This window comes from Catenulispora yoronensis (assembly GCF_039531695.1).
GTDB classification, from domain to species: Bacteria; Actinomycetota; Actinomycetes; order Streptomycetales; family Catenulisporaceae; genus Catenulispora; species Catenulispora yoronensis.
On record NZ_BAAAQN010000087.1, the window covers coordinates 1 to 11,819 of the forward strand.

12 protein-coding genes are annotated in these 11,819 nt (G+C 71.4%); 7 read left to right on the forward strand and 5 right to left on the reverse strand.

The window, feature by feature from the left end:
• Nucleotides 1-281: 281 nt before the first annotated feature.
• On the reverse strand, nucleotides 282-1,001 hold the full coding sequence (locus ABD481_RS42510) for a hypothetical protein (protein ID WP_344671601.1): 720 nt from the start codon (nucleotides 999-1,001) through the stop codon (nucleotides 282-284).
• Between the two features lie 118 nt (nucleotides 1,002-1,119).
• On the opposite strand from ABD481_RS42510, the gene deoC reads away from it, so the two are divergent.
• The 4 genes from deoC to ABD481_RS42530 all read left to right on the forward strand — a co-directional run bounded on the left by deoC (nucleotide 1,120) and on the right by ABD481_RS42530 (nucleotide 4,897).
• Nucleotides 1,120-2,061 (forward strand): deoxyribose-phosphate aldolase, encoded by a 942-nt coding sequence (deoC, locus tag ABD481_RS42515; protein ID WP_344671602.1) that lies wholly within the window; start codon nucleotides 1,120-1,122, stop codon nucleotides 2,059-2,061.
• Between the two features lie 8 nt (nucleotides 2,062-2,069).
• On the forward strand, nucleotides 2,070-3,497 hold the full coding sequence (locus ABD481_RS42520) for an aldehyde dehydrogenase family protein (protein ID WP_344671636.1): 1,428 nt from the start codon (nucleotides 2,070-2,072) through the stop codon (nucleotides 3,495-3,497).
• Nucleotides 3,490-4,374, forward strand: coding sequence for an aldehyde dehydrogenase family protein (locus ABD481_RS42525; protein ID WP_344671603.1), 885 nt, complete (start codon nucleotides 3,490-3,492; stop codon nucleotides 4,372-4,374). The genes ABD481_RS42520 and ABD481_RS42525 overlap by 8 nt, the downstream gene beginning before the upstream one ends.
• 175 nt (nucleotides 4,375-4,549) lie before the next feature.
• Nucleotides 4,550-4,897 (forward strand): hypothetical protein, encoded by a 348-nt coding sequence (locus tag ABD481_RS42530; RefSeq protein WP_344671604.1) that lies wholly within the window; start codon nucleotides 4,550-4,552, stop codon nucleotides 4,895-4,897.
• 160 nt (nucleotides 4,898-5,057) lie between these two features.
• Here ABD481_RS42530 and ABD481_RS42535 read toward each other — a convergent pair whose 3' ends face one another.
• Together ABD481_RS42535 and ABD481_RS42540 are read right to left on the reverse strand one after the other, a co-directional pair.
• Nucleotides 5,058-5,810, reverse strand: a complete 753-nt coding sequence (locus tag ABD481_RS42535) for a hypothetical protein (RefSeq protein WP_344671605.1) — start codon at nucleotides 5,808-5,810, stop codon at nucleotides 5,058-5,060.
• 184 nt (nucleotides 5,811-5,994) lie between these two features.
• Nucleotides 5,995-6,534: a SigE family RNA polymerase sigma factor gene (locus ABD481_RS42540; RefSeq protein WP_344671606.1), complete on the reverse strand. Its 540-nt coding sequence runs from the start codon at nucleotides 6,532-6,534 to the stop codon at nucleotides 5,995-5,997.
• A gap of 115 nt (nucleotides 6,535-6,649) precedes the next feature.
• On the opposite strand from ABD481_RS42540, the gene ABD481_RS42545 reads away from it, so the two are divergent.
• Genes ABD481_RS42545 through ABD481_RS42555 form a run of 3 tightly spaced genes read left to right on the forward strand, consistent with a single transcriptional unit; the run spans nucleotide 6,650 to nucleotide 9,412 of the window.
• Nucleotides 6,650-7,330 (forward strand): response regulator, encoded by a 681-nt coding sequence (locus ABD481_RS42545; protein WP_344671607.1) that lies wholly within the window; start codon nucleotides 6,650-6,652, stop codon nucleotides 7,328-7,330.
• Nucleotides 7,323-8,819 carry an ATP-binding protein gene (locus tag ABD481_RS42550; RefSeq protein ID WP_344671608.1) on the forward strand — a complete coding sequence of 499 codons (1,497 nt, stop codon included), beginning with the start codon at nucleotides 7,323-7,325 and terminating at the stop codon, nucleotides 8,817-8,819. The genes ABD481_RS42545 and ABD481_RS42550 overlap by 8 nt, the downstream gene beginning before the upstream one ends.
• Nucleotides 8,816-9,412, forward strand: a complete 597-nt coding sequence (locus tag ABD481_RS42555; RefSeq protein WP_344671609.1) for a hypothetical protein — start codon at nucleotides 8,816-8,818, stop codon at nucleotides 9,410-9,412. The genes ABD481_RS42550 and ABD481_RS42555 overlap by 4 nt, the downstream gene beginning before the upstream one ends.
• A gap of 483 nt (nucleotides 9,413-9,895) precedes the next feature.
• Here ABD481_RS42555 and ABD481_RS42560 read toward each other — a convergent pair whose 3' ends face one another.
• The gene (locus ABD481_RS42560; protein ID WP_344671610.1) at nucleotides 9,896-10,540 is read right to left on the reverse strand and encodes a hypothetical protein; all 645 of its coding nucleotides are present in this window, start codon (nucleotides 10,538-10,540) and stop codon (nucleotides 9,896-9,898) included.
• 174 nt (nucleotides 10,541-10,714) lie between these two features.
• Nucleotides 10,715-11,818 (reverse strand): adenosine deaminase, encoded by a 1,104-nt coding sequence (locus ABD481_RS42565; protein WP_344671611.1) that lies wholly within the window; start codon nucleotides 11,816-11,818, stop codon nucleotides 10,715-10,717.
• Nucleotide 11,819: the final 1 nt, after the last annotated feature.

Consider the following 11,819-nt stretch of genomic DNA (forward strand, 5'->3'; position numbering starts at 1 on the left):
ACCCAACCGCAGCCCAACAACCATCACCGCAGCGGCATGGACTTGATACCTGGGCGGCGGTGCTGTACCCGTAGGGCTGCCGACGTGAGCGAGGAGAACAAACCCCCACCCCACAAACCGCCAGCGCAGAGACTAACCAGACCCCCCTATGGAGCAGCGCCAGTTCTCCGAGGGATCAGAGGCCCTCGCCGGAGGCGCCTGCCTTACCCAGCTTTTGGCCTTTAGCCTTTAGCTTTTGGCCTTCAGCCCTCAGCCCCCAGCCTCCAGCCCCCCACCAAAGCCTAAAAAACCCCCACCCCAGCCAAAACCACCAAAACCGCCGCCACCACAAACGGCCCCACCGTGTACCAAGTCCACGTCACCGTAGTCCCAGCCGCCTTCTCCACCGACGTGGAGCACGCTCGCTGACGGTCCCGCATCTCCACCACCGCCTGGTCGGCGAAGGCCATCGTCTCCAGGGGGTCCTGGCGCATGGCGCGGGGGCGGCCGTAGCCGGCTGCGCCGAGGGCTCCGCCTGCGATGTCGCCGGCGCTGGTGGCTTGCTTTGCGGCTTCGGACTTGATCTGGCGGATCTTCTTTGAGGCGGCGCGGTCGGATTTGCGGCGTTCGTGCATCGAGACGGGGATGGACCAGATGGTGAACTTGCGGGCTTTGCCCTCTTCGGGGACGGTCTGCACGACTGTGGACAGGCGGGCGGTCACTGAGTCGACGCGGGGCCAGGCGACCTCGATGCGGCGGAAGGGGTTGCGGATCAGGAGGTGGTCGGGGTAGCTGAAGGCGGCTGGGTAGAGGCCGCCGATGGTGCCGCCGACGATCATCAGGAGGCCGAGGGTGGCGCCGATCGGGTGCTTCTCGGATCCCAGGCTGAACGCGAACAGGAAGATCGCGCCGAAGACCACCAGCAGGGCGCCGGTTCCGAGGGAGCCGACGGTGCGGTAGGAGGTGGGCTTCTCGGCGGGCGACGCCGGGGCGTCGTTCGTCGACGGGGATTTGAGTCGCATAGACCCGATTCTGCCATCGGATGTCCCGACCGCTGGGACCGCGAACCAATCGTGACGAAGTAGTGATCGGCAAGACCTGCCATTTCTCCTGGCCGGAGCCCTTGGCTACCGTGGTCGGGTGACCGCACAACTCGCCCTCGACGACGCGGGCCTGCGCCGCCTCCTCCACGGCCTTGCGCCGGTGGACCAGGTGGGTGCCGACGCCCGGGCCGCCAAGCTGGGAACCCGATCGATCAAGACCACCGCGAAGGCCCGGGCCCTGGACCTGGCCGTGCGGATGGTGGACCTGACCACGCTGGAGGGTGCCGACACCCCGGGCAAGGTCCGGGCCTTGTGCGCCAAGGGCATCCGGCCCGAGCCCGCCCAGGAGGACTGCCCGAGCGTCGCCGCCATCTGCGTCTACGGCGACATGGTCGCCGCCGCCAAGGAGGCGCTGGCCGGCAGCGGCGTCAAGATCGCCGCGGTGGCCACCGCGTTCCCCAGCGGGCGGGCCCCGCTGGCGGTGAAGCTCGCCGACACCGTCGCGGCGGTGGAGGCCGGCGCGGACGAGATCGACATGGTCATCGACCGCGGCGCGTTCCTGGCCGGGCGGTACGCCGCGGTCGCCGAGGAGATCGCGGCGGTCAAGGCCGCGTGCCGCACCGGCGGCCACGACGCCCACCTGAAGGTGATCCTGGAGACCGGCGAGCTGGCGACGTACGACAACGTCAAGCGCGCCTCCTGGCTGGCCATGCTGGCCGGCGCCGACTTCATCAAGACCTCCACCGGCAAGGTGAGCCCGGCCGCGACGCTGCCGGTCACGCTGCTGATGCTGGAGGCGGTCCGCGACTTCCGGGCGCAGACCGGGCGGCAGGTCGGCGTGAAGCCGGCCGGCGGCATCCGGACCGCCAAGGACGCGATCAAGTACCTGGTGACGGTGAACGAGACCGCCGGACCGGACTGGCTGGACCCGGACTGGTTCCGGTTCGGCGCGTCGAGCCTGCTCAACGACCTGCTGCTGCAACGCCGCAAGCTCGCCACCGGCGTGTACTCCGGCCCCGACTACGTGACGGTGGACTGACCATGAGCCTGTTCGAATACGCCCCGGCGCCGGAGTCCCGGTCGGTCGTCGACCTCAAGCCGTCCTACGGCCTGTTCGTCGACGGCGAGTTCGCCGACGGCTCGGCCGGCACCTTCAAGTCGGTCAACCCGGCCACCGAGGAGGTGCTGGCCGAGGTCGCGCTGGCCGACGCCGCGGACGTGGACCGGGCCGTGGCCGCCGCCCGCCGCGCCTACGACGAGGTCTGGTCCCGGCTGCCCGGCCGCGAGCGCGCCAAGTACCTCTTCCGGATCGCCCGCATCATCCAGGAGCGGGCCCGCGAGCTGGCGGTCCTGGAGTCGCTGGACAACGGCAAGCCGATCCGGGAGTCCCGCGACGTCGACATCCCGCTGGCCGCCGCGCACTTCTTCTACTACGCGGGCTGGGCCGACAAACTCCCGCACGCCAACCTCGGCCCGGACCCGAAGCCGCTGGGCGTCGCAGGCCAGGTGATCCCGTGGAACTTCCCGCTGCTGATGCTGGCCTGGAAGGTGGCCCCGGCCCTGGCCTGCGGCAACACGGTGGTGCTCAAGCCCGCCGAGACCACGCCGCTCACCGCCCTGCTGTTCGCCGAGATCTGCCAGCAGGCCGATCTGCCCCCGGGCGTGGTGAACATCCTCACCGGCGCCGGCGCCACCGGCGCGGCCCTGGTCGCGCACCCGGGCGTCGACAAGGTCGCGTTCACCGGCTCCACCGAGGTCGGGCGACAGATCGCCAAGCAGGTCGCGGGGACCTCGAAGAAGGTCACCCTGGAGCTCGGCGGCAAGGCCGCGAACCTGGTCTTCGACGACGCCCCGCTGGAGCAGGCGATCGAGGGCATCGTCGACGGGATCTTCTTCAACCAGGGCCACGTCTGCTGCGCCGGGTCCCGCCTGCTGGTGCAGGAGTCGGTGGCCGAGGAGGTCGTGGACCGGCTGCGCGAGCGGATGCGGACGCTGCGCGTGGGCGACCCGCTGGACAAGAACACCGACATCGGCGCGATCAACTCCGCCGAGCAGCTGGCCCGGATCCGGACCCTCACCGAGGCCGGCGAGGCCGAGGGCGCGACCCGCTGGTCGCCGCCCTGCGAGCTGCCCGAGCGCGGCTTCTTCTTCGCCCCGACCGTCTTCACCGGCGTCTCCCAGGCCCACCGCATCGCCCGCGAGGAGATCTTCGGCCCGGTGCTCAGCGTCCTGACGTTCCGGACCCCGGCCGAGGCCGTGGAGAAGGCCAACAACACCGCCTACGGCCTGTCCGCCGGCGTCTGGACCGACAAGGGCTCGCGCATCCTGTGGCTCGCGCAGCGCATGCGGGCCGGGGTGGTGTGGGCCAACACGTTCAACCGTTTCGACCCGACCTCGCCGTTCGGCGGGTACAAGGAGTCCGGGTACGGCCGCGAGGGCGGGCGCCACGGTCTGGAGGCTTACCTCGATGTCTGACACGTCCCCGACCGCGCGCTCCGCGGTGCGCAAGACCTACAAGCTCTACATCGGCGGCGCCTTCCCGCGCTCGGAAAGTGGACGGAGCTACCCGGTGACCGCTCCCGGCGGCGAGTTCATCGCCAACGCGGCCCAGGCCTCGCGCAAGGACGCGCGGGACGCCGTGCGCGCGGCCCGCGCCGCGCAGCCGGGCTGGGCCAAGGCGACCGCCTACAACCGCGGACAGGTGCTCTACCGCGTCGCCGAGATGCTGGAGGAGCGGCGCGACCAGTTCGCGCAGCAGATCGCGAGCGTCGAGGGCGGACCGCTGGACGCCGCCCACGCCCAGGTGGACGCCTCGGTCGACCGCTGGGTCTGGTACGCCGGCTGGTCCGACAAGCTCTCCCAGGTCCTCGGCGCGGCCAACCCGGTGGCCGGCCCGTACTGGAACATCTCCTCCCCCGAGCCGACCGGCGTCGTGGCCCTGCTGGCCCCCGCGACGCCGACCCTGCTCGGCCTGACCTCGGTGATCGCCCCGGCGATCGTCGGCGGGAACACGGTCGTGGCGGTGGCCCCGGACGCCTGCGCGGTCCCGGCGGTGACCCTCGGCGAGGTGATGGCCACCTCGGACCTGCCCGGCGGGGTGGTGAACCTGCTCACCGGCTCCACGGCCGAGCTCGCCCCCTGGCTCGCCTCGCACCTGGACGTGAACGCCCTGGACCTGGCCGGCGTCGCGGCCGGCTCGGACCTGGCACGGGAGCTGGAGGTCGCGGCGGCGGAGAACCTGAAGCGGGTGGTGCGGCCGAGGGCGGCCCAGGACTGGAGCGCCGACCCGGGCCTGGGCCGGATGAAGCCGTTCCTGGAGACCAAGACGGTGTGGCACCCGATCGGGATCTGACCCGGGCCCCGGCCCGACACCGGACCCGACACCCGACACCCGACACCGGACCCGACATTAAATTCGGCGCGACACCGGACCCGACACCCGATCCAGCGCTCAGCCTATCAATACATTAATTCGAGAGCGGGTGCCCACGCCGTAACGGCGGGGCACCCGCCGTCGTTGTGCGGACATGTTCAAGAACCACCGAGCCACGACCCGCGCCCTGGGCCTGGCGACCCTGACCGGTATCGCGCTGGCCGGCGCTCCGGCGGCCCTGGCCGCCACCCACGCCCCGGACGACTCCGGCGGCTGGACCGCGGTCCCCGAGGCGCTCTCGGCCGTGTCCTCCCACGACGTGGCCGACGGGCTCGACTACATCAAGCTCTACCCGCTGGCCGGCGGCCCGCTGGACCTGTTGTCGAACACCGTCAGGGTGCCGGTCGGCGGAGCCCAGCTGTCGACGTTCCCGATCACCGCGCCCTTCCACGACGGCCTGCCACTGCGGGAAGTGCCGATCGTGCACTCGCTCCTGCCCTGATACCGCGAGAGAAACAGCGCTCGGCAGCTCAGAGTGAATTCAGAGGGACTGCCCACCGCGAGGAAATACCGGGCCGGCACAGCAGCAGCACAAAGGGGCCGGCCCGAAGGCCGACCCCTGGCAAAGCCCCGCCCACGGCGGGTCCTCGATCTGCGAACCCTTACTCGGCGGTCCAGTTGCCGATCGGCAGCCCGCCCTCGCCCTGCTGCGGCGGCTGCTGCTGGCCCGCCGGCGGGACGGTCGGGATGGCCTGCGTCATCATCGCGTCGGCGTCCGGCGACTGCTGCGGCTGACCCCACTGCGGCTGCGGCGGCGCGGTCTGCTGCTGCGGCGGCGGACCCCACTGCTGCTGCGGCTGCGGCGGCTGCTGCTGCTGGGGCGGCGGACCCCACTGGCCCTGCGGCTGCGGCTGGCCCCACTGCCCCTGCGGCTGCGGCTGGCCGTAGCCGCCGGCCGGGCGGACCGGAGCGTGCTGCTGGAAGTAGCCCAGGATCAGCCAGGACGCCACGCCGGCGACCGCGAGCGCGGCCACGGTGATGAAGAAGCTCTGGGTCTTGTCCCAGCCGCTGGGGCCGTCCGCGCCGAACCCGGCGAACAGGGCCACCACGCCGAACAGGTCGGCGACGCCGATCGCGATCAGCGCGATCAGCGACACGATCTTGGCGGTCTTCAGGGGCGTCTGCAGGTGCGCCAGCCAGACGGCGCCCAGCAGGGCGACGACGACCTCGATGCTCACCAGCGTGCCGGCGTTGAGGTAGGCACGGTCCGAGAAGGACGGCCCACCGCCGAACCCGTTGTTGTTCTGGCCCGGGCCGAACAGGAACGTGATCGAGTGGAACAGGGTGCTGATGGCGCCGAACGCGAGCAGCACAAAGGCCGCCGGTTCGCGCAGGCGCTGAGCTATCGGAGGCATAACCTCTAGAGCCCCTAACTGTGAGTCGGTCAGTCTTCGGCAGACAGCCTTCCATACAACCACGGGCGCGGGAACATAAAGCCGTCAGGTGATTGCGGAATCAGGCGATTGACGCCGGTTTGGCTTTACCAAGGAATTACCGACTCGGGTCGGCTCCGTAACCTACGACGGGTTTAGCGACAGTTCAGGCGGCGACAAGGTCCGCGTGCAAGGTGCGCACGGCCCCGTTCTCCCGCAGCTTGCGCAAGGCCCGCCAGAGGGTCGACTTGACCGTCCCGACCGACATGCCGAGCCGCTCGGCGATCTCGGAGTCGGTGTACGAACCGTAATAACGCAGCGCCAGAACCTGGCGGTCACGGTGCGGCAGCGCGGCCAGCGCGCGGTGCAGCACCGTGCGCAGCTCGACCCGCTCGGTGTCCAGGTCCCACACCGCGGCGTCCGGCAGGTCGTCAGAGGACGGATACTCCTCGACCCGGTGGCGGCGCCACTGCGAGATCTGGTGGTTCGACATGGTGCGCCGCACATACGCGTGCGCCACCCGCTTGTCGGCTATCCGGTTCCACGCCCCGTACACCTTCACCAGCCCCTCCTGCAGGAGGTCCTCGGCATCGGCGGGATTGGGCGTCAGCTGGCAGGCCGCGCGCAGCAGCGTCGACCGGCGGGCGGCGACATACTCCGAGAAGTCGTCGCGGGCGCCGATGGCGTCGGGGGCATAAGCGGTCATGAGTAGTAGCGTCGCGGCCACCGTTCCGTGCTTCGTCCCCGCCGTGTCACAGCCGTGCAACAGCCCGATCCTGAGGACTTCCTGAGAGCCGCCCAGGTCAAGGCACAATGTGACCATGCCGTCCCTGCTCCTGGTCGAAGACGACGCCGCCATCCGCACGGCGCTCCAGCTCGCCCTGACCCGTCAGGGCCACCAGGTCGCCACCGCCGCCAGCGGGGAGGAGGCACTGGCCGCCTACAAGACCGTGCGCCCGGACCTGATCGTGCTGGACGTGATGCTCCCCGGCGTCGACGGCTTCGAGGTGTGCCGCCAGATCCGCCGCACCGAGCAGCTCCCGATCATCCTGCTGACCGCCCGCAGCGACGACATCGACGTGGTGGTCGGCCTGGAGTCCGGCGCGGACGACTACGTCGTGAAACCGGTGCAGCCCCGGGTCCTGGACGCCCGCATCCGCGCCGTGCTGCGCCGCGGCGAGCGCGAGACCTCGGACGTGGCGGTGTACGGCGACCTGACCGTCGACCGCTCGGCGATGACCGTGAGCAAACGCGGCGTGCCGATCCCGCTGACCCCGACCGAGCTGAAGCTGGTGATGGAGCTGTCCCGGCACGCCGGCCAGGCCCTGTCCCGCCAGCAGCTGCTGCGCCTGGTCTGGGAGCACGACTACCTCGGCGACTCCCGCCTGGTCGACGCCTGCGTGCAGCGGCTGCGCGCCAAGGTCGAGGACCTCCCGGCCGAACCGACGCTGATCAAGACCGTGCGCGGCGTCGGCTACCGCTTGGACCCCCCGCGTGCTTAGGCCCGGACCCCCGCGCAGCCCCAAGGGGGCGAACCGCCCGGAGCTGCCCCGCCGGGCCGAGCGCGAACGGCAGCGGCACCGGCGCCCGCTGCGGCTCACCGGCCTGCGGATGCGGCTGCTGGCCGCGTTCGCCGCGGTGGCGCTGCTGACCTCGGCGGCGGTGACCGGCGTCTCCTACGTGCTGACCCGGACCTCGCTGATGAACCGGATAAACGAGACCTCGATGCAGCAGTTCAACGCCGCGGTCAACCAGAACCTCACCGACCTGCTGGACGCCAAGCCCTCCTCGTCGGCGAACCTGGTGAACCTGGCCGGCAACCTGGCGACCGCCGGGGGCAACGACTGGGTGCTGTACCAGGACCAGATGACGCCGGGGACGACCAAGCCCACACTCGGCTACGACTCGGTCCCGGCCAACCTGCGGGCGGCGGCGAAGAAAAGCGTGGCGTGGGAGCGCACCAAGGTCAACGGCGTGCCCTACCTGATCATCGGCAGCTCGGTGCAGCCCAACGGGCTGGAGGTCTACGACTTCGTGAGCCTGGAGCCCCAGCAGGAGGACCTGGACCGGCTGGCCCAGAACTCGGCCATCGCCTCGGCCGTGGCCATCGCCATCTCGCTGGCGCTGGGCCTGCTGGCCTCGCGCGGCGTGCTGCTGCCGTTGCGGCGCCTGGGGATCGCGGCCCGCCGGCTCGGCGCCGGCAGCCTGGACACCCGGGTCGAGGTGCGCGGCAACGACGAGGTCGCCGACGTCTCGCGCACCTTCAACGAGACCGCGGACGCCCTGGAGCGCTCCATCGCCGAGCTGCGCTCGCTGGAGGCCTCCTCGCGGCGGTTCGTCGCGGACGTCTCCCACGAGCTGCGCACCCCGCTGACCGCCATGACCGCGGTGACCGACATGCTGGAGGAGGCCACCGACGTCGGCGACGAGAGCGCGCCGGCGGCCCAGCTCATCGTCACCGAGACCCGGCGGCTGGCCCGCCTGGTGGAGGACCTGATGGAGGTCTCCCGCTTCGACGCCGGCACCGCCGAGCTGCGGCGCGAGGACGTCGACCTGGTCGAGCTGGTGCACGGCTGCCTGGACGCCCGCGGCTGGACCGGCCGGGTGGCGCTGAACGTGCCGGAGCAGCTGGTCGTCGCGGTCGACCAGCGCCGGATCGACGTGATCGTCGCGAACATGGTCGGCAACGCCATCAAGCACGGCGGGGACGGCCCGGTCGAGCTGGCCATCGGCGTGCGGCCGCCGAACCTGCTGCTGGAGGTCCGGGACCACGGCCCCGGCATACCGCCGGACGCGCTGGAGCACATCTTCGAGCGCTTCTACAAGGCCGACAAGGCCCGCGGCCGGTCCGAGGGCAGCGGCCTGGGCCTGTCGATCGCGTTCGAGAACGCCCACATCCACGGCGGGGAGCTCGGCGGCGGCAACCACCCCGAGGGCGGCGCGGTGTTCACACTGCGCCTGCCGCTCCAGGAACAGAAGGCACACGTATGAGGCGACCGGCTGCGGCCGTCATCCTGGCCGCCGGTCTGGCCCTCGCCGCGAGCGGCTGCGGCGTCCAGTCGACCGGGGTGAACACGTCCAAGACGGCGCCGTTCAGCACGACGGCCTCCAGCGGGTCGCCGTCCACACTGCCCTCCGAGGCCCGGTACCCGGTGCCGCTGGTGCTGTTCACCGGCACCAGCTCCAACGCCCGGGAGGTCACCTGCTACCTGCCCAAGGAGCCGAAGACCGTCACCGATCTGGTCCAGATGCTGGCCGGCGCCGACGAGGAGCAGTGCGGCGAGGGCTACGTCACCTACGTCCCGGCGGACCTGGCGCTGGAGAAGACCGACGTCGCGCACGAGTACCGGGTGACCAATCCGCTGAAGCTGCACCCGTTCGCCCTGCTGCAGCTCACCTGCTCCTTCGACCGGTACTGGCGCAACCACCCCGACGGCAAGGCCTCCTCCACCCTGTTCGACCTGCCCCTCGGCGGCTCCTCGCAATGGCAGGACTGCCTGTACCTGCTCGGCAGCCCGAGCGACCCGAAGCTGGTCGGCAAGCCGACGGCGGTCACCCCCAGCCCCGGCGCGGTCGGCAACTGACGCCGCCGGGCCCACAGCGCGGCGGCCGCGCGACTCCCCTTCGGGAATCGGCGCGGCCGCCGGAAAGAATCACCTATATCAACCGGCTGATCGCCGGAGTATGTCCGTGCCCTGATCGCACGGGTGGCATCCGGGCCGCCGGCTCTACCGGTCGGCGGCCCGGGTTCGTGGTTCGCAAAGCTTCGGGGCGGTACGGGGACGACAATCCCGACGGCCGCCGGACCTGATCGGTTCGATCGGCTCGATCGGCTCGGGCGCCACGACCGGTTCGATCAGTCGGACGGAGTTCGACGGGTTCGATGGATTCGACGGATTCGACGGGTTCGATGGATGCGATCGGCTCGGACGCCGTGACCGCTTCCCCCGGTCCACCCGGCGCGGCCGGCCCGGCCTGGTCAACCCAGCTCGGTCGACCCGGCCCGGTCGACCCAGCCCGGTCGGCCCGGCCCGGTCGGCCAGGTCAGCCCAGCCGGCCCGGCCCGGTCAGCCCAGGTGGCCCAGACCACCGGCCAGGCCGCCGACCGGCAGCGAGTCCAGCGGGCTGGCGCCGCCCAGCAGCGGCAGGTTGCCGGCCAGCCCGCCGACCACCGGCAGGTTGTCCAGCGGGCCGTTGGCCTTCGGCGGCGCCGCCGGCGGAGCCGCGGCCGGAGCCGGGTGCGCCGCGGCCTGCGCGGCCGCCGCCTGGATGATCTGCGCGGTCTGCGCGGCCGCCGCGCTGGGAGTGGCCGAGCCGTTCGGGAGCATGGTGCCCGGACCGCCGTGCGCCGGGCTCGGGCGGCCGGGCTCGGCCAGCCGGCTGCGCGTCTGCGCCTCCGGGCTCCCGAAGTCCATGCCGGACAGCCCCGGGACGTTCTGCAGGCCGGGGCCCGCCGCGTCCATGGCCTCCGGCAGCTGGGCCAGCACCGGCAGCCCGGCGATCGGCACGCCGGCGATCTGGCCGCCGTTGTGGGCGGTCAGGCCCTTCAAGGCGGACAGCGCGTTGGTCGAGAGCGGGAGGCCGCTGCCGAGCCCCGGCAGCCCGGCCGCGGCGCCGGCGGGCGCGGCGGCCGCGGCTCCGACGGCGGCCAGGCCGACAGTGCCGGCGGCGACGCTCAGAGCGCGCAGTGCGCTGGGGGTGACCTTCGACATCGGTGATACCTCGCGAGTTGTCTCAGGGGACCACGATCGCGGTGTGCGACGCGGCGAATACGCAAGGTACCGACAAACAGAAGGAGAATCCAAGGCCTCGTCCTCCGAAGAGGTGAGTTCCCCGCGCACCTAACAGAACCGATTCGGCGCGCATTCCGGCGTCCGTGTTCCGCCTTAAGCGGACAGTTCCGACGTCTCTTGACGCAACTGCTCATAGGCCGGCTTCACCAGGCCGTTGATCAGCTCCAGGCGCTGGTCGAACGGCAGAAAGGCCGACTTCAGGGCGTTTATCGTAAACCACTGCATGTCGTCCAGGGAGTAGCCGTGGGCCTTGTGCAACTCGGCGAACTCGCGCGTCATCGAGGTGGAACTCATCAGCCGGTTGTCGGTGTTCACCGTCACCCGGAAGTGCAATTCGCGGAGCACCCCGATCGGATGAGTTCCGTACGACGCCGCGGCGCCGGTCTGGAGATTGGAGGTCGGGCACATCTCCAGCGGGATCCGCTTGTCCCGGACGTACGCCGCCAGCCGACCCAGCGTGGCCCGGCCCTCGGCGTCGATCAGGATGTCGTCCATGATGGTGTTGCCGTGCCCGAGCCGGTCCGCGCCGCACCACTGCAGCGCCTCCCAGATCGAGGGCAGCCCGAACGCCTCGCCGGCGTGGATCGTGAAGTGGAAGTTCTCCCGGCGCAGGTACTCGAAGGCGTCCAGGTGCCGGGTGGGCGGATAGCCGGCCTCGGCCCCGGCGATGTCGAACCCGGACACGCCGCGGTCCCGGTGCCGGACCGCCAGTTCGGCGATCTCCTTGGAGCGCGCGGCGTGCCGCATCGCGGTGAGGATCGTGGTGACCTTGATCGGCCGGCCGGCCGCCGCGGCCCGCCGCTCCCCCTCGCGGAAGCCGGCGTCCACCGCCTCCACCACCTCGTCCAGCGTCAGCCCGGCCTCCAAGTGCTGCTCGGGCGCGTACCGGGACTCGGCGTACACCACGCCGTCGGCGGCCAGGTCCTCGGCGCACTCCGCGGCCACCCGGTACAGCGCCTCGGCGTGCTGCATGACGCCGACCGTGTGCGCGAAGGTCTCCAGGTAGCGCGGCAGCGACCCGGAGTCCGCGGCCGCGGCGAACCAGCGGCCCAGGCCCTCGGCCGTGCCGTCGAACTCCGGCAGTCCCTCGTATCCGAACCGGTCGGCCAGCTCCATGACCGTCCCGGGGCGCAGACCACCGTCGAGATGGTCGTGCAGCAGGGCTTTCGGAGCCCTGCGAATCAGCGCTTCGTCCATG

Coding starts and splice junctions, on each gene's coding strand:
- ABD481_RS42510 (WP_344671601.1), bottom strand. CDS start 1,001: ATGCGACTCAAATCCCCGTCGACGAACGACGCCCCGGCGTCGCCCGCC.
- ABD481_RS42525 (WP_344671603.1), top strand. CDS start 3,490: ATGTCTGACACGTCCCCGACCGCGCGCTCCGCGGTGCGCAAGACCTAC.
- ABD481_RS42530 (WP_344671604.1), top strand. CDS start 4,550: ATGTTCAAGAACCACCGAGCCACGACCCGCGCCCTGGGCCTGGCGACC.
- ABD481_RS42535 (WP_344671605.1), bottom strand. CDS start 5,810: ATGCCTCCGATAGCTCAGCGCCTGCGCGAACCGGCGGCCTTTGTGCTG.
- ABD481_RS42540 (WP_344671606.1), bottom strand. CDS start 6,534: ATGACCGCTTATGCCCCCGACGCCATCGGCGCCCGCGACGACTTCTCG.
- ABD481_RS42545 (WP_344671607.1), top strand. CDS start 6,650: ATGCCGTCCCTGCTCCTGGTCGAAGACGACGCCGCCATCCGCACGGCG.
- ABD481_RS42555 (WP_344671609.1), top strand. CDS start 8,816: ATGAGGCGACCGGCTGCGGCCGTCATCCTGGCCGCCGGTCTGGCCCTC.
- ABD481_RS42560 (WP_344671610.1), bottom strand. CDS start 10,540: ATGTCGAAGGTCACCCCCAGCGCACTGCGCGCTCTGAGCGTCGCCGCC.
- ABD481_RS42565 (WP_344671611.1), bottom strand. CDS start 11,818: ATGGACGAAGCGCTGATTCGCAGGGCTCCGAAAGCCCTGCTGCACGAC.